This is a genomic window from Collinsella sp. AM41-2BH, from assembly GCF_003468085.1.
In the GTDB taxonomy this organism is placed as follows: Bacteria; Actinomycetota; Coriobacteriia; order Coriobacteriales; family Coriobacteriaceae; genus Collinsella.
Genome location: NZ_QSGH01000020.1, coordinates 1 through 16,436 on the forward strand (window position 1 = coordinate 1; position 16,436 = coordinate 16,436).

General features: G+C 58.8%; 11 protein-coding genes and 1 tRNA gene. 6 read left to right on the forward strand and 6 right to left on the reverse strand.

From position 1 onward, the window contains the following. Positions 1 to 624: 624 nt before the first annotated feature. The 4 genes from DW899_RS08975 to DW899_RS08990 all read right to left on the reverse strand — a co-directional run bounded on the left by DW899_RS08975 (position 625) and on the right by DW899_RS08990 (position 5,374). A tRNA-Gln gene (locus tag DW899_RS08975) sits at positions 625 to 699 on the reverse strand. Positions 700 to 737: 38 nt separating this feature from the next. Next, positions 738 to 1,643: a peptidoglycan-binding protein gene (locus tag DW899_RS08980; protein ID WP_199570309.1), complete on the reverse strand. Its 906-nt coding sequence runs from the start codon at positions 1,641 to 1,643 to the stop codon at positions 738 to 740. A 139-nt stretch (positions 1,644 to 1,782) separates the two neighbouring features. Beyond that, entirely contained in the window at positions 1,783 to 2,796 is a 1,014-nt protein-coding gene (locus DW899_RS08985; protein ID WP_117800742.1) for a polyprenyl synthetase family protein, read from the reverse strand. Positions 2,797 to 2,923: 127 nt separating this feature from the next. Then, positions 2,924 to 5,374, reverse strand: coding sequence for a PTS transporter subunit EIIC (locus DW899_RS08990; protein ID WP_117776884.1), 2,451 nt, complete (start codon positions 5,372 to 5,374; stop codon positions 2,924 to 2,926). Between the two features lie 224 nt (positions 5,375 to 5,598). Between DW899_RS08990 and DW899_RS08995 the strand changes: the two genes are divergently transcribed. The 5 genes from DW899_RS08995 to DW899_RS09015 all read left to right on the forward strand — a co-directional run bounded on the left by DW899_RS08995 (position 5,599) and on the right by DW899_RS09015 (position 10,990). After that, positions 5,599 to 6,318, forward strand: coding sequence for a GntR family transcriptional regulator (locus DW899_RS08995; protein ID WP_117776883.1), 720 nt, complete (start codon positions 5,599 to 5,601; stop codon positions 6,316 to 6,318). Positions 6,319 to 6,624: 306 nt separating this feature from the next. Beyond that, positions 6,625 to 7,941: an ABC transporter substrate-binding protein gene (locus DW899_RS09000; RefSeq protein ID WP_055252173.1), complete on the forward strand. Its 1,317-nt coding sequence runs from the start codon at positions 6,625 to 6,627 to the stop codon at positions 7,939 to 7,941. Between the two features lie 87 nt (positions 7,942 to 8,028). Continuing rightward, positions 8,029 to 8,883, forward strand: a complete 855-nt coding sequence (locus DW899_RS09005; protein ID WP_055252174.1) for a carbohydrate ABC transporter permease — start codon at positions 8,029 to 8,031, stop codon at positions 8,881 to 8,883. After that, positions 8,883 to 9,722 carry a carbohydrate ABC transporter permease gene (locus DW899_RS09010; RefSeq protein ID WP_117584245.1) on the forward strand — a complete coding sequence of 280 codons (840 nt, stop codon included), beginning with the start codon at positions 8,883 to 8,885 and terminating at the stop codon, positions 9,720 to 9,722. Before DW899_RS09005 ends, DW899_RS09010 begins: the two co-directional genes overlap by 1 nt. Positions 9,723 to 9,790: 68 nt before the next feature. Continuing rightward, positions 9,791 to 10,990 (forward strand): ABC transporter ATP-binding protein, encoded by a 1,200-nt coding sequence (locus tag DW899_RS09015; RefSeq protein ID WP_055252176.1) that lies wholly within the window; start codon positions 9,791 to 9,793, stop codon positions 10,988 to 10,990. A 455-nt stretch (positions 10,991 to 11,445) separates the two neighbouring features. On the opposite strand, the gene glgP is transcribed toward DW899_RS09015, so the two are convergent. Then, positions 11,446 to 13,713: a glycogen/starch/alpha-glucan family phosphorylase gene (glgP, locus tag DW899_RS09020; protein ID WP_117776882.1), complete on the reverse strand. Its 2,268-nt coding sequence runs from the start codon at positions 13,711 to 13,713 to the stop codon at positions 11,446 to 11,448. 128 nt (positions 13,714 to 13,841) lie between these two features. Further along, positions 13,842 to 15,419, reverse strand: coding sequence for a 4-alpha-glucanotransferase (gene malQ, locus DW899_RS09025; protein ID WP_255415085.1), 1,578 nt, complete (start codon positions 15,417 to 15,419; stop codon positions 13,842 to 13,844). 291 nt (positions 15,420 to 15,710) lie between these two features. Between malQ and DW899_RS10920 the strand changes: the two genes are divergently transcribed. Continuing rightward, a complete protein-coding gene (locus DW899_RS10920; RefSeq protein ID WP_084591805.1) occupies positions 15,711 to 16,304 on the forward strand; it encodes an ATP-binding protein in 594 nt (197 codons plus the stop codon). Positions 16,305 to 16,436: the final 132 nt, after the last annotated feature.

The window sequence follows — 16,436 nt, forward strand, 5'->3', positions numbered from 1 at the left end:
CCAAAAAACGGCAAATATGAGTACTGATACTCTTTTAGTAGCAGTAATTTTGACCAAATTTAAGGTGATTTGACGTGTCGATCGAGCAGATAAGCTGCCGTATCTCCTCAAGTGTTCATTAAAGGAAGACCTTGATGCGAATAAATCTCATTAAGATCTTCTTTTATTAACGAAAATAATGTAGCTACAACGGTAACAGTACTCATATTTGCCGTTTTTTGGCCACAGTCCTTCGGAGGGTCCTCGAAAATAGTCCCGAGCCGGCACTTGGGGACGTTCCTATAATGCCGGCACTTAGGAGCGTCCCCAAGTGCCGACACCGCGTCTGCCTGCGGCGGCCGCGCCCCGCTGCGTCGCTCCGCACCCTTGCGGGTTCGAATCCCTCCGCTTGGCGGCGTTGGCTCGATTTGCTTGACGTGAGGGGCTCTTGGCTGGTGTGGGACGGAGGGATTCCGCGTCCGCCTGGTCGGCGGCCGCGCCCCGCTGCGTCGCTTCGCTCCTTGCGTGCTGCGCTGGAAAACGCTTCGCGTTTCCTCAGCTCCGCACCCTTGCGGGTTCGAATTCCTCCGCTTGCCCACAAGAAAGCGCCCTGGGCCGTTATGGGCTTAGGGCGCTCAGTTTTAATGGCTGGGACGGAGGGATTCGAACCCCCAACAGCCGGCACCAAAAACCGGAGTTCTACCGTTGAACTACGTCCCAATGTGTGGTGTTGCCCAAAAGCAACTCGTCTAGTTTACCTAATCTGCGAGGGCATCGCAAACGCCGTCGAGTAGGCGTACGGCGAGCGTCTGCGCGTCGCTGGCCGTGAAGGTGCCGTTGTAGCGCGTCATGCCCGTGAGCTCAATGCGAATGCGAGCCGGCTTCTGCTGCACGGCGACATTGGCGGTGCGGATGCGCTGGGCCAGGTTGTGGCACTCGGCGAGGGCAATCGTGGCGCGTGGCGCGGCGTCGGCGGGCAGCTCGTCGCTTGCGATCTCGAGCACCAGGTCAACGTCGGTTGGGACCTCGGAGTCGCAGAGCATCATGCCGCTGTTGTCGGTCGTTGCCGTGGCGATGTTCCACATGCGCGAAGCAACGCTGCGTGCGATGGGGTCCTCACCGATAACGGCGATCTGGAAGCGCTCGAGCACGTTGGCGGCGCGAGCAAAACCGATGCGGGACTCGGCTTCGGTGACCGAGGGCTTGCCCTCCCACACATGGTGCAGGCGGTTGATGTAGGCGTAGGTGTCCTGGAAGGCCATGCCGTCGGCAAACAGGCCGACATTTTCCTGGAACTGCTGCAGGGCGGCCTCGGTATGCGGACCAAAGTAGCCGTCGTCTTCGCCACAGGCAAAGCCCAAAACGTTGAGAGCGCGCTGCAGGGCCTGCACATCGGCGCCATGGAAATTGGGCATGCGAAGATACAGGGTGCGGTCGCCCAGCTTATACGAGGCGTCGACCAGGGCGCTCCAACAGGGGATATCGACGGCATGACCGGCAGCAAGGCCGCTGTCGAGCCTGAAGGTGCTGACGGCCTGCTCGGTGGTGGTGCCAAAGCGCTTGTCGACAACCTCGGCGTCATCGATTGTATAGCCGAGCTGCAGAAGGCGGGACTGGACGTCCTCGACGGCTGCTCCCTGCATGCCTGTGGTAATAGGTTCCATGAACGAACCCCTTTCGGCGTACCATTCGTACTATTTTGAGCGTGTGTCGGATAGACAACGCGAGACAATTTATAAACATGCACTCAATAGTGTAGCAACTTGTACCCAAACTCGCTGCCCACAGGTTTTATGACCCCCGCTAGTTAAGACGCTCCACAAAGAAATCTGCCATTGAGAGGAAGAGCTCGCGCGCATGCGGGTCGAGCTCGACGCCTTCGATAGCGGCCTTGGCCTTAGCGGTCAGGTCGAGCGCATAGGTGTGGGCGTAATCGATGGAGCCGGTTTCCTGGAAGATCTCCACGGCGCGTGCGAGCTGCGCAGGGTCCTCGGTGCCCGAGGAAAGGATTGCCTCGATCTCGTCGTGATAGCGCTCGTCTGACAGGGCATGCACGGCAACGAGGGTGCGCTTGCCCTCGGTGATATCGGTGCGGAAGTCCTTGTTGGCGGCCTCCTTGGTGCCGATCAAGTTGAGCAGGTCGTCTTGAATCTGGAAGGCAAGGCCCGTGTGCAGCCCAAAGGCGCGCAGCGCCTCAATCTGCTCTTCGCTGCCGCCGCCGATAATGGCTCCGGCGGCAAGCGGCGTCGCTCCGCTGTAGTACGCGGTCTTGTGCGTCGCCATGTCCAGATAATCGTCGACCGAAATGTCAAAGCGCCCGTCGCGGACCCAGCCCAGGTCGAGCGCCTGGCCCTCGATGGTACGGACGATCATCTCGGTAAGCTCGTGGAGCACGCGAAGCTTCACGTCTGCGTTGAGTGTGGGGTCGTCGAGAACCGTCTTGGTGACCATGGAGAGCGCCAGGTCACCGCAGTTGATGGCAAGACCGGTGCCCTCGGTAAGGTGCATGCAGGGCTTGCCGCGACGAATCTGCCCGTTGTCGGCGATGTCGTCGTGGATGAGTGCGCCCGACTGAAAGTGCTCGATGGCCGCCGCTGCGCTGCGGGCGCTCTCAAAGCTGCCGCCTACCGCAGTGGCGGCGAGCATGCAGATGAGCGGGCGGTGGCGCTTGCCAGCGTTTGCCGTAAATGCCGAGAGCGGGGTATACAGGTAGCGCTCGATATCGGCGGAAGTCGCCTGTCCGTCAAAGAACGTGGCCAGATAGTCGTTAATCTGGTCAAAGTGCTGGGCTAAAAAGCTGGTAAACGGACTGGACACGGGTTCTCGCATTCTTTGATAGGTTGCATCGTTGCATTATGCAGACAACATATTGCCACATTAGGGCGTCGAGCGCGGCGGTTGAAGACGATTGGTCCATGCGGCCGCAAGTGCGGTAGGGGCTTGGCTAGATAAGCCCAAAGTGTTCGAGCGCGGTGACGACGCCGTCGTGGTCGATGCTGTCGGTGACATAGTCGGCCTTTTCCTTGAGGAAGTCCGGCGCGTTGCCCATGGCGATGCCAACGTCGACGGCGTTCATCAGCGAGACGTCATTGCTGGCGTCGCCGATGCCGTATACGGTTCCGTGGTGGGGATCGAGGGCGTCGAGTACGGACTGGATACCCTCGCGCTTGGTGCATTCGCGAGGAGAAATCTCGGTCACTTCGAGCTCGAGCTCGTTAAAGCAGAGCAGCGGCTCAAACGCTTGATCCTGAGCGATGCGGCTGGCAAGCGACGTGGACATTAAGATCTTGTAGGCGCTGTAATGTTGCAGCTGCGTAATTGCATCGCCCACGGTGCGGGCGTATCCCGGGGCGTCGGGCGCATCGGCACTCATGCGAACGACGCCATTGAGTCCCTCAAAACGAATCACTTCGTCCGATTGCTCAAGAATGGGAGCAAGGCGCTGCAGCATGCCGGGCGTCATCGCCAAATCGCGAATCACGTGTCCCTCAAGTTCGACATAGCCACCCGCGAGGCAGACGATGCCGGTCCAGGGCAGCTCGAGCAGCTTTGGATGGATGCAGCTCAGCGTGCGCCCTGTGCAGATAAACGCCATATTGCCCTTGGCGACAAAATCACGGATGGCTTGCGAGACCGCTTCATTGGGATAGGGGGAGAGGTCTCGCTCGCTCTCGGGAAGCTCTTGTGCCACTCGAGGGTCTTGCCAGGCGAGTGTTCCGTCGATATCGAAGAAGCAGATATCGCCGCGCTTATGGGCTGCGCTGGCGGCAGGGGAGGCCGAGGTGGTGGGCACAAATCCCGGCTCGAGGCCCATGATCTGGTCAAAATGCTCTTTAACGCGGGGAACGGAGATGCCAATAATCACCTGGGCGGTCTTGCCCGTAATGATGAGGCCCTTGGCGCCCACCGCGACAAACGACGCATTATCTGCAACGATGGAAGGGTCTGCGACCTCGACGCGCAGGCGCGTGGCGCAGTTGGTTGCGCCCACGATATTGCCAACGCCACCTAAAAGCTGAATTACCCGCTCGGCGAGGACGTGATCTTGATCGGATTGAATACTGACCTCGCCATTGGGAGATTGCTCTTTGGCAAAGCCGCTTCCCGTTAAACGATCGATTGCCGCGCGATTGGAGACATGATCCTCGCGGCCCGGCGTCTTAAGGTCATAGACCAAGATGAGTGCTCGAAAACTAACAAAAAAGATGAGGCTAAAGGCAAGACCGATACCGAGCGCCAAAAGGTAGGAGCCGGCATGCATTCGCATGAGTGGGATGAAGTTGAAGGCCGTCATTTCCATGAGACCGCCCGAGAAGATGCCGACGATGCCAAAGAAGTTCATGGTCATGGCAAGGCAGGAGGATAGGACGGCGTAGAGCAAAAAGAGTCCAGGATAGGTGAACATAAAGAGAAACTCGAGCGGCTCGGTGACACCGCAGACCACCGAGGCGACGATGGCGGGCAAAAGGATGACCTTAAGGCCGGCGCGGCGTTCGGGTTTGGCGGTGAAATAGAATGCTGCCGCGATGGCGGGAAGGCCAAAGAGCTTGCCCCAGCCGGTGGCGGTAAAACCTGCCCAGGGCGCAAGTTCATTTAAAGGGCGCGTGCTATGGGAGAGAATGGGGAGCAGGTTGGTCCACGTGGCGTAAATACCGTCGTGAATGACCAGATTGTCGTAATAGATGGGCATATAGAGCAGGTGGTGCAGCCCCATGGGCTCGAGTGCTCGCTCCAAAAACACAAAGATGCCCACGCCGAAGGGGCCGACGCCCGCAAGTGCGTGGCGCAGCGTTTCGGTCACGGCGTATGCGAAGGGCACGATGGCGGCCGAGATGGCGGCAAGGGCAAACACGGCAAAAAAGCTGATGAGGTAGACCAGCGAGGAACCCGAGAAGGTGCCGAGCCAATCGGGAACCTTGGCATCGTAGAAGCGGTCATGGATGGCGACGACGGTTGCCGATACCGCCAGCGGGCCGATAATGCCGGTGTCGAGCGTCTTGATGCCGTCGATGACGGTGATACCGCTGGCGGGGGTCAAAGATGATGGGTACTTAAGCCCAAGGTTGTCTCCGCTCAGCTTAATGATCTCGCTCAAAAAGAAGCAATAGGCAAAATAGGCCACGAGTGCCTCGAGGCAGCAGCGTGCCGGTTGCTTTTGGGCAAGACCGATAGGCAGCGCTACGGCAAAAAGGAGCGGGAGACGTTTAAAGACCGTCCACGAGCCGCGCTGGATGATGGTCCAGAAAACGTACCAAGGGGTTCCGTATACGGCGAGGTCACCGACGATGTCTACGGTCGTGGCGAGGGCGGAGATGCCGACCATGAGGCCTGATATAGAAAACAGCATGGCGGGCGCGAACATTGCCCCGCCAAAGCGTTGGATTTTCTGCAGCATAATATGCCTTCCGGATGCAACATGCTGTGCGAGCAAGAACGTTTAAACAATGAACTCATTGTAGAGGACTGGCTGCTTGCCGCATTGACGGTTTTGATTCGGTCCGATTTGGGTTTCGGGGGAACCGTCGACGGTAAATAATCCGTACTTTACCGATAATCGGTTTAAACAACTTTAAGAAATGCTATCGTGCCTAGCCATACATATTCATTAGAGGTGAAGTTATGCCAAAAGCGATTTACGAAGGAATCTACCGCGAGATCCGTTCGCGCATCATTAACGGGACCTATGCGTTTCAGGAGATGCTGCCAACCGAAGCCGAGCTGACCGCGGAGTTTGGCTGCACGCGCAATACCGTTCGACGCGCCTTGAGCATGCTGGCCGACCAGATGTTTGTGCAGCCTATACACGGCAAGGGCGTGCGCGTTATTTGGCTTAAGGGCGAAACCGACATGCTGGGCGCACTCGAAGAGGTTGAGTCGTTTGGCGAGTTCGCAAAACGCAACAATGCCGTCGCATCGACCGAGGTCAAGTCTTTTGAACATTTGATTTGCACTGAGCAACTGTCGCGCCGCCTTGGCTTTAAGGTGGGCGAGGAGCTGATTCGCGTCGTGCGTGTCCGAAGCCTCAACGGCAGCGCGCGCCAGGTGGACCACGGCTACTTTTTGGAGTCGATCGCCAAGGGCCTGACCCCCGAGATTGCGGCAAGCTCTATCTACGACTATCTGGAGCACAAGCGTGGCGTCAAAGTGATGGCGAGCCGCCGTACGGTGAGCGTCGAGCTTGCCAACGATGAGGACTGCAGCTACTTGGACCTTGGCAAGTACAACTGCGTCGCCGTTATGGAGAGCCAGTCGTACACCTCGGACGGCATCTTATTTGAGGTGACGCATGCCCGCACGCATCCCGAGATCTTCCACTACCGCGTCAACTCCAAGCGATAGCCGGCTAGCTCGCAGCCTGACGAGACTCATGTCCTCAAAGAGAAAACGCCCGGTCAAACCGACGATGCATCGGCTTGACCGGGCGTTTTCTCTGCATTCGATAACAAGTAATTGTTTATACAAAACTTGTCAAGTATCAAGTTGAAATTACCGTTCACCGAAGTTTTTCTACCGCTCTAGTAATACTTGTTCAAACAACTAGCCAAATAGCGTATTGTACAAATCAGCAAAAGGGGCAAAGTCCCCGAGCCAATCTCCGAAGGCGGCGGCAAAGGGTGCCGCCACGGTGTGAAAGGGTGGATTGTAATGAAGAACGAAATGAGCAGAAGGCAGTTCCTGGGCTTCGCTGGCTCCGCGGCTGCGGTTCTTGGTCTGGGTCTCGTGGGCTGTGGTGGTTCTGCCGGCTCCGGCTCCTCTGCTTCTGGTGACGCTGCCGAGGTCTACTTCCTCCAATTTAAGCCTGAGGTCGACAAGGAGTGGAAGGAGATCGCCAAGGCGTACAAGAAGGAGAAGGGCGTCGAGGTCAAGATCGTGACCGCCGCCTCCAACACCTACGAGGAGAAGCTCAAGTCCGAGATGTCCAAGAGCTCCGCTCCGACGCTGTTCCAGGTCAACGGCCCCACCGGCCTTAAGAACTGGAAGGACTACTGCGCCGATCTTTCCGACACCAAGCTCCGCGGCGAGCTCATCGACGACTCCCTGGCGCTGCAGTCCGACGGCAAGGATCTGGGTATCGACTGGGTTCAGGAGAGCTACGGCATCATCTACAACAAGGAGCTCCTCGAGAAGGCCGGCTACAAGGCCGAGGACATCAACTCCTTCGACAAGCTGAAGGCTTGCGCCGATGACATCCAGGCCCGCAAGGACGAGCTCGGCGTTGACGGTGCCTTCACTTCCGCCGGCATGGATGACTCCTCCAGCTGGCGCTACACCACGCACCTCGCCAACCTCCCGCTCTACTACGAGTTCGAGAAGGAGCACAATCAGGAGGACGACGAGATCAAGGGCGAGTATCTCGACAACTTTAAGCAGATCTTCGACCTGTATATCACCGACTCCACCTGCGATCCTTCGCAGCTCGCCTCCAAGACCGGTGACGACGCCACCAACGAGTTCGCAACCGGCAAGGCCGTCTTCTACCAGAACGGCTCTTGGGCCTACGCCGACCTCACCAAGGCCGGTATGACCGACGACCAGCTCGGCATGCTGCCGATCTACATCGGCGTCGACGGCGAGGAGAACCAGGGCCTGTGCTCCGGCGGCGAGAACTACTGGTGCGTCAGCTCCCAGGCTTCCGAGGATGCCCAGAAGGCCACCGAGGACTTCATGTATTGGTGCGTCACTTCTGACACCGCCACCAGCATCATCGCTGACAAGATGGGTCTGACCGCCCCGTTCAAGAGCGCTAAGGAGACCACCAACGTCTTCTCGCAGCAGGCCGTTGCTATGGCCAAGGACGGCAAGAAGACCGTCGCTTGGGACTTCGTTTACATCCCCTCCGAGGAGTGGAAGAAGAACCTCAAGCAGGCTCTCATCGCTTATGCTGCCGACAACACCAAGTGGGACGGCGTCAAGAACGCCTTCGTCGATGGCTGGAAGACCGAGAAGGCTGCTTCCGAGTAAGCAGTTGCTGCCCAAGCTATCTGATTAGCGACAGGGGGCGGGCAGACGTAGGTTTGCCCGCCCCCTGCATATTGAAAGGACCCTTCTATGGGCAAAGCACTCAAGCGCTGGTGGCCGCTCTTTATGCTGCCCACGTGCCTGGCGTTTATGATCGGGTTCGTGATTCCCTTTATCCAGGGTTTCTATCTCTCGTTCTGCCAGTTTATTACCATCAATAACGCGCACTTTGTCGGTATCGAGAACTACGTGCGCGCGCTGTCCGATCCGCAGTTCTCCACGTCGTTCTTCTTTACCGTGGCGTTTGCCTTCCTGTCGACGGTGCTCATCAACGTGATCGCGCTGGCCATCGCGCAGGCGCTCACCCGCAAAGCGCTCAAGGGCACCAACATCTTCCGTACGATCTTCTTTATGCCTAACCTGATCGGCGGCATCGTGCTGGGCTACATTTGGCAGATTCTGATCAACTGCCTGCTCTCCAACGTGGGCGCCCAGCTCATCGCCCTTAACTCTGCTGCTGGCTTCTGGGGCCTTATCATCCTGACCCTGTGGCAGCAGGTCGGCTACATGATGATCATCTACATCGCCGGTCTGCAGTCCATCCCGTCTGACTACATCGAGGCCGCCAAGGTCGATGGCGCTACGGCATGGCAGACGTTTTGGAAGGTTAAGATCCCCAACCTGATGCCGACCATCACCATCTGCCTGTTCCTGTCCATCACCAACGGCTTTAAGCTGTTCGACCAGAACCTCGCCCTTACCGGTGGCGCCCCGGCGCACTCCACCGAGATGCTCGCCCTGAACATCTACAACACGTTCTATTCGCGTGCTGGCATCGCATGGCAGGGCATCGGTCAGGCCAAGGCAGTTATCTTCTGCATCCTGGTTGTCGCTATTTCTATGATCCAGCTTAAGGCCACGAGGTCCAAGGAGGTGCAGCAGTAATGAAACGCGATAAGGCTATCAACCGCGCGCTCTCGATCTTCTTTACGATTCTGTCGCTCGCATGGATCTACCCCGTGTTCATGATTGCGCTCAATTCCTTTAAGAAAGCGACCGCAATCAGCACCACCACGGCGTTCGATCTGCTCACGCCCGAGACGTTCAACGGCCTCGCAAACTACGTGCACGCTCTGAACGAGCAGGGCTTTGCCTCGGCGTTTATGTACTCGCTCATCATCACGGTCACGTCGGTCGTGCTGATTCTGGTGTGCTGCTCCATGTGCGCTTGGTACGTGGTGCGCGTCAACAGCAAGATCTCGAACTTCTTCTATTACCTGTTCGTCTTCTCGATGGTCGTACCGTTCCAGATGCTCATGTTCACGCTGTCCAACCTCGCGGACCGCATCGGCTTTAACACGCCGTTTAACATCTGCTTCATCTACCTTGGTTTTGGCGCGGGCCTCGCGGTCTTTATGTTCGCCGGCTTCGTCAAGAACATCCCGCTCGAGATTGAGGAAGCGGCCATGATCGACGGCTGCAACCCGGTCCAGGTGTTCTTTAAGATCGTCCTTCCCATTATGAAGCCCACCTATCTTTCGGTCGGCATCCTTGAGACCATGTGGGTCTGGAACGACTATCTGCTGCCCTACCTTACGCTCGACTCCACCAAGTACAAGACCATTCCTATCTTGATCCAGTACTTCCGTGGCGGCTATGGCCACGTCGAGCTCGGCCCCATGATGGCATGCATCATGATGGTCGTCATCCCCATCGTCATCATGTACATCTTCTGCCAGAAGTACATCATTGACGGCGTTGTGGCAGGTGCCGTCAAGGGCTGATGCCGTAACTGTTTTGCAAGTTTTGGCGGCGCCCCTCAGCGTGGCGCCGCGTATCGAAAGGTAGAGACATGGCCGAGATCGTTCTCAAACATGTTCAGAAGGTGTATCCCAACAACGAGTCCAAAAAGAAGGGCTTCTTTGGCAAAAAGAAGAAGACCGAGGAGAAGAAGCACAACCTCAAGGTTACCGAGGACGGCGTGCTCGCGGTGGAGGACTTTAACCTCACCGTGCATGACCAGGAGTTTATCGTCCTCGTTGGCCCTTCTGGCTGTGGTAAGTCCACGACGATGCGCATGGTCGCCGGCCTGGAGGACATCACCTCGGGCGATGTGCTCATCGATGGCAAGCGCGTCAACGACGTCGCTCCCAAGGACCGCGACATCGCCATGGTGTTCCAGAGCTATGCTCTGTACCCCAATATGACGGTGTACGAGAACATGGCGTTTACGCTCGAGCTCAAGAAGGTCCCCAAGGACGAGATCGACCGTAAGGTTCGCTCCGCTGCCGAGATCCTGGGTATTACCGAGTACCTCGACCGTAAGCCTAAGGCGCTCTCCGGCGGTCAGCGTCAGCGCGTCGCCATCGGCCGCGCCATCGTGCGTGATCCTAAGGTCTTCCTGATGGACGAGCCGCTGTCCAACCTGGACGCCAAGCTGCGTAACCAGATGCGTGCCGAGCTCATCAAGCTGCGCCACGAGATCAAGGGCACGTTCATCTACGTCACTCATGACCAGACCGAGGCCATGACCCTCGGTGACCGTATCGTGGTCATGAAGGACGGCGTCGTCCAGCAGATCGCCACCCCGCAGGAGGTCTTCAACCATCCCGCGAACATCTTCGTCGCCGGCTTTATTGGCGTGCCGCAGATGAACTTCTTCGATGCCCAGCTGGTGCGCTCGGGCAACGGCTTTACCGTCAAGACCGAGGATATGAACGTGGCGCTCGCCCCCGAGACCTGCGCTCAGCTTGCTCTCAACTGGGACGGCGGCGACGTGAAGGAGATCACGGCCGGCGTGCGTCCCGAGCAGATTCTGCTTGCCGACAAGGACGAGGAGGGCGCGCTCCAGGGTACCGTCGAGGTGACCGAGCTCATGGGTTCGACCGAGCATGTCCACGTGACCGCTCCCGATGGCCAGTTCGTCCTGATCATTCCCGTTGTCGACCTCGAGGCCAAGGGTGCGCTCAAGGCGGGCGACCCCATCTGGTTCAAGTTTGAGAAGAACGCGACCCACCTCTTCGATAAGGTCTCTGGCAAGAACCTTATCTAGGCCCGGTGCAACCAGGCCCTCCCTTTGGGCGACTGCGGTATTGCCATCCTTTTGCCGCGGTCACATATAAGGCTCCCCTCCCGTCCACTGGGCGAGAGGGGAGCCTTTCTTTGTGTTGGGACTGCCTGACCGGTCGTTTGTCTCGATCTGTAACGGATAGGGCCGATTTCGGACGTTAGATGTTACAGATCGAGACGGTTCCGCTGAGCTAACCATTTCATCTAAATCTGTAACACCAAAGGCGAATTTCACCTGCTAGATGTTACAGATTGAGATAAACCCAAGGGGAGGGGCCGGTATGTCTCAATCTGTAACAGCTGGGACCGTTTTGGTTGAGTAGTTGTTATGGATCGAGATTGTTTGGCCGAGTCGGATCACAGGGTAACGTGCGAGCACAAAAAACGGAGCCGCGTTGCCGTGGCTCCGTTTTCAAGAGGATGGGCGATGAAACCGAATTAGCTCAGGTGCCAGATCTCGTCGTTGTACTGGGAGATCGTGCGGTCGGACGAGAAGGTGCCGGCGTTGGCGATGTTGATCAGCGCCTTGCGCATCCAAGCGTCCTGGTCCTCGTAGTCGGCCAGCACGCGCTCCTTGGTCTGGATGTACTCCTCAATGTCGAGTAGAGCCATAAACCAGTCCTTGCCCATGATGTCGTCGTGCAGGCGCTGCAGGCGCTCGGCGTTGCCGGTCGCCATAAAGGCGGGGTTGGTGATGAAGTCCACCAGCAGCTTGATGCCGGGCTTGCGGTAGAGCGCGCCGGCGTCATAGGTGCCGTCGGCGTAGAGCTGCTCGACCTGCTTGGACGAGGCGCCAAAGGTATAGATGTTCTCGTCGCCGACAAGCTCGGCAATCTCCACGTTGGCACCGTCGAGCGTGCACAGGGTCAAAGCGCCGTTGAGCATGAACTTCATGTTGGAGGTGCCGCTCGCCTCCTTGGAGGCCAGGCTGATCTGCTCGGAGATGTCAGCAGCGGGGATCACGCGCTCGGCAGCGGTGACGTTGTAGTTCTCGATCATGACAACCTGCAGGTAGGGAGCCACGTCGGGGTCGTTTGCAATCCACTGGGACAGCGTCAGGATCAGGTGAATGATGTCTTGGGCGATAGTGTAGGCAGGGGCCGCCTTGCCGCCAAAGATGATGGTGACGGGATGCTTAGGTCTGTTGCCGTTCTTGATATCGAGGTACTTCCAGATGATGTAGAGCGCGAGCATCTGCTGGCGCTTGTACTCGTGGATGCGCTTGACCTGGACGTCGATGATGGCGTTGGAGGGAATGGTCACGCCCTGCTCGAGCGCCATGAACTGGCGCATGATGGCCTTGGCCTCGGCCTTGGTGGCGGCCAGGCGCTCAAGAACATCTTTGTCGTCAACGAACTCGGCAAGCTTACTCAGGTCGCCGGTGCTGCGCCAATCGGTGCCGATCACATCGTCGAGCAGGCTGGCGAGCGCGGGGTTGGCGCCATGGATCCAACGGCGGAAGGTGATGCCGTTGGTCTTGTTGGAGAACTTCTCGGGGTAGATCTCGTAGAACGGATGAAGCTCGGTATCCTCCAGGATCTTGGTGTGCAGCGCGGCGACGCCGTTGATGGAGAAGCCAAAGTGGATGTCCATGTGGGCCATGTGGACGGTGTCGTATTCGTCGATGATGGCGACGCGTGGGTCGTCGTGCTCGGCCTTGGCGATCTCATCGAGCTTGACGATAATGTCGGCGATGGCAGGGGAGACCTTTTGCAGGCTGGCGAGCGGCCACTTCTCGAGGGCCTCGGCAAGAATCGTGTGGTTAGTGTAGGCGACCATGGACCGTACGATGGTCACGGCCTCGTCAAACTCGATGTCGTGCTCGGTGGTGAGCAGGCGAATGAGCTCGGGAATGACCATGGTGGGGTGCGTGTCATTGATCTGGACTACGGCGTAGTCGGCCAGGTCGTGCAAGTTGCTGCCGCGCTCGATGGCCTCGTCGATCAGGAGCTGGGCGGCGTTGCTCACCATGAAGTATTCCTGGTAGATGCGAAGCAGGCGGCCCTGCTCGTCGGAATCATCCGGATAGAGGAACAAGGTGAGGTTCTTGGCGATCTCGGTCTTGTCGAAGTCGATGGAGCTGCCGGGGACCAGGCCGTCGTCGACACTTGCCAGGTCGAACAGGCGTAGGCGGTTCTTGGTGGGCTGGCCATAACCGGGTACATCGATGTTGACGAGCTTGGAAGTAACGGCAAAATCACCGAACTCGACGGTGTAGGAGCGGTCGTCGTCGACTAGGATGTCCTGCTCACCGAGCCACTCGTCGGGGACGGCCTTCTGCTGGTTGTCGACAAAGCGCTGGCGGAACAGGCCGTAATGGTAGTTGAGGCCCACGCCATCGCCGGTCAAGCCCAGCGTGGCGATGGAATCCAGGAAGCATGCGGCCAGACGGCCCAGGCCGCCGTTGCCGAGCGACGGTTCGACCTCGAACTCCTCGATCTTGTTGAGGTCGTGGCCCGCGGCGGTGAGCTGGTCCTTAACCTCGTCATAGATGCCAAGGTCGATCATATTGTTGATGAGCAGCTTGCCGATCAAAAACTCGGCAGAGATGTAGTAGAGCTTTTTCTTGCCGTTGTTGAGAGGACAGGCGGCAGAGCGCTCCTGCACGAGCTTGGCCAGCAGCTTATAAATACGACGGTCATCGAGCTGCTCGAGCGAGGTGCCAAAGGACTGCTCGGCAAGATCCGCAAGATTGATACGGGGCATGTTTCCTCCTGTGATGGGTTGATTACATGTCAGAAATTCAAAAGAAGCCCGCGCGAGGGATTGGAGTGGCCTCGCGCGGGGAAAACGGACGCGTCCGCACGATGGGGTGGGGTCGGGCGCGGTGGCTCCTATTGGGGAAGCTCAATTTCGTCTTCCGACGGGATGCGGAAGTAGGTCTCGGTCCAGCCGGTGAGCTTGTGCTCGAGCTCGCGGGTGATGGCGCCATCGAGCATGCGCCAGGTCCAGTTGCCGCCCATGGTGGCGGGAGTGTTGATGCGCGCCTCGTTGCCAAGGTTGAGCAGGTCCTGCATGGTGTAGATGCAGGTATCGCTTACGCTGGCGGCGATGGCGCGGTTGAGTGCATCGGCCATGGGCTCGCCTGCCTGCTGGTGGGTGTACAGGGCCGCCTGCTCGCGCTGACGCGGGGTGGCCGTTCCCTCAAACCAACCGCGCGCCGTCTCGTTGTCGTGTGTGCCCGCATAGGCGACGGTGTTGGCAATGTAGTTGTGCGGCAGGTAGTACGAGTTGGTGCCCTCAAAGGCGAACTGCAAGATCTTCATGCCGGGGAAGCCCGAGTTGTCGCGCATGTCGATGACGCCGGGGGTGAGGAAGCCCAGGTCTTCGGCGATGATGGGCAGCGTGCCGAGCTTTTCCTCGAGCGTCTTGAAGAACTTGAGGCCGGGGCCCTGCGTCCACGAACCGTAGGACGAATCGGGTGAGGAGAACGGCACCTCCCAATAGGCCTCGAAGCCGCGGAAGTGATCCAGGCGGATGACATCGTACATGTCGAGGGCGGCGCGGATACGGCCCTCCCACCAGGAGAAACCGTCGGCTTCCATGGCGTCCCAGTCGTAGATGGGATTGCCCCAGTACTGGCCGGTGGCCGAGAACTGGTCGGGCGGCGTGCCGGCGACACTCACAGGATTACCGGCGGCGTCGATCTTAAAGAGCTCGGGCGTGGCCCACATCTCGACGGAGTCGCGCGAGACATAGATGGGCAGGTCGCCGATGATGAGGATATCGCGCTCGTTGGCATAGGCCTTGAGGCGGCTCCACTGACGATTGAAGAAGTACTGCGTCATCTGGTGGTAGAGCATGCGCGCGGGATGGGCGGCGCAGACCTTGGCAGAAGCCTCGCCGCGGGTACGGAGCTCTGCGGGCCACTCCCAAAAGGCCTTGAGACCGCACTCCTCCTTGACGGTCATGAACTCGCAGTAGGGGATGAGCCAGTCTTCGTTTGCTTGGACAAAGTCGTCGAAGTCGGCCGGCTTGTCGGCGGCAAAGCGCTCGGCGGCGCGGTCGAGAATCTGACGACGGCCACCAAAGATGGCACCATAGTCGACATTGCTGGGGTCGGAGCCCAGGTACACGCCGTCGATATCGCACTGCTCCAGATAGCCGGCCTCGATAAGCTCGGCAAAGTCGATGAAATTGGGGTTGCCCGCACGGGCCGAGAACGACTGATAGGGCGAGTCGCCATAGCTCGTTGTCGTAAGGGGGAGAATCTGCCAGTAATGTTGTTTGCACGAGGCGAGGAAATCGACAAAGTCATAGGCGTTCCAGCCAAAGCCGCCGATACCGTAAGGTCCGGGCAATGACGAAACGGGCATCAGAACGCCGCTTGCACGCTCCATGGATGCACTCACCGTCCTTTTGAATAAGGGGCTGCGCCGTAGATGGATAGACGGCTCGTCCCGAGTTTCCATTGCTATTGTCCCTATTGTAGAACATGTTGTTTAAACATGTATAGAGAGAATGAAAAAGTTGCCGACTTTCGGTGAATGGTAGTGCGCCATAGACGATATGAGTTGAACATTGGGAGCTCCTCCCCTTGCGGCTCTTTTGTGGGTCGGGCGACAATGGTCGTCGTCATTAAAGACCGGCTGCCAGCCAGGTTGCAACAATGCAAGAAGGGTTCACATTCAGTTGGCCGTTGACACAAACAATCGCGCGAAGACCTCGTCTTCTTCGGTAAGTCCAGGCGCGGCAAGACGCGCATGGCAGTCGCCCTCACGATGCGCGCGGTCGCCGCGGACATGTCGGTCAGGTTCTGGCAGACCGCGCAGCTGGTTCTCGAGCTCGGCAACGCGAAGCGCAAGGGAACGCTGTCGAAACTGTTGAACGACGTGTCGCCCGCGAGGCTGCTCGTGCTCGACGAGTTCGTCTACGTCCCCTGCGACGTAGACGGTGCGAGGGTTCTCTACCAGGTCATTTCCGTCCATGTAGTGCTCGTAGGCCGCGGCGTCGTCGGGCTCGTCGAAGGAGAGGGACTCCGTCCAGTCCCAGTAGGCCCCCGTCCAGGCGCCCCTGCGCCTGCCGGCCGGCGTCGTCTCGTCGAAGACGAGGCCGTGGCGCAGCAGGAACTTCGACATCCGCTGCTTGGCGTGTTGCAGGTCGTCGCGCGCGTCCTCGAGGGCGCTCGTCGGGGACCCACACCTCGACGACGTTGCGGCGCGCCAGCATGCGTGCCAGCCACTCGGCGTCGCGGCGGTCGTTCTTGCGGCCGCGGTCGGCCGCGGGCCGGTGCATCTTCGGGACCGCCCCGACGACGCAGCCGAGGCCGAGGGCCCGCAGCGCGCGGCCGCGGTTGATGGTACGACCATTGTCGCCCGACCCACGAGAGAGCTGCAAGGGGAGAGGCCCCAATGTTCAACTCATATCGTCTGTTGTGCCAGAGTCGCTCGGGAAAGCGCGACCGACGCAGCGCGCTGTTTTCCAGTCAC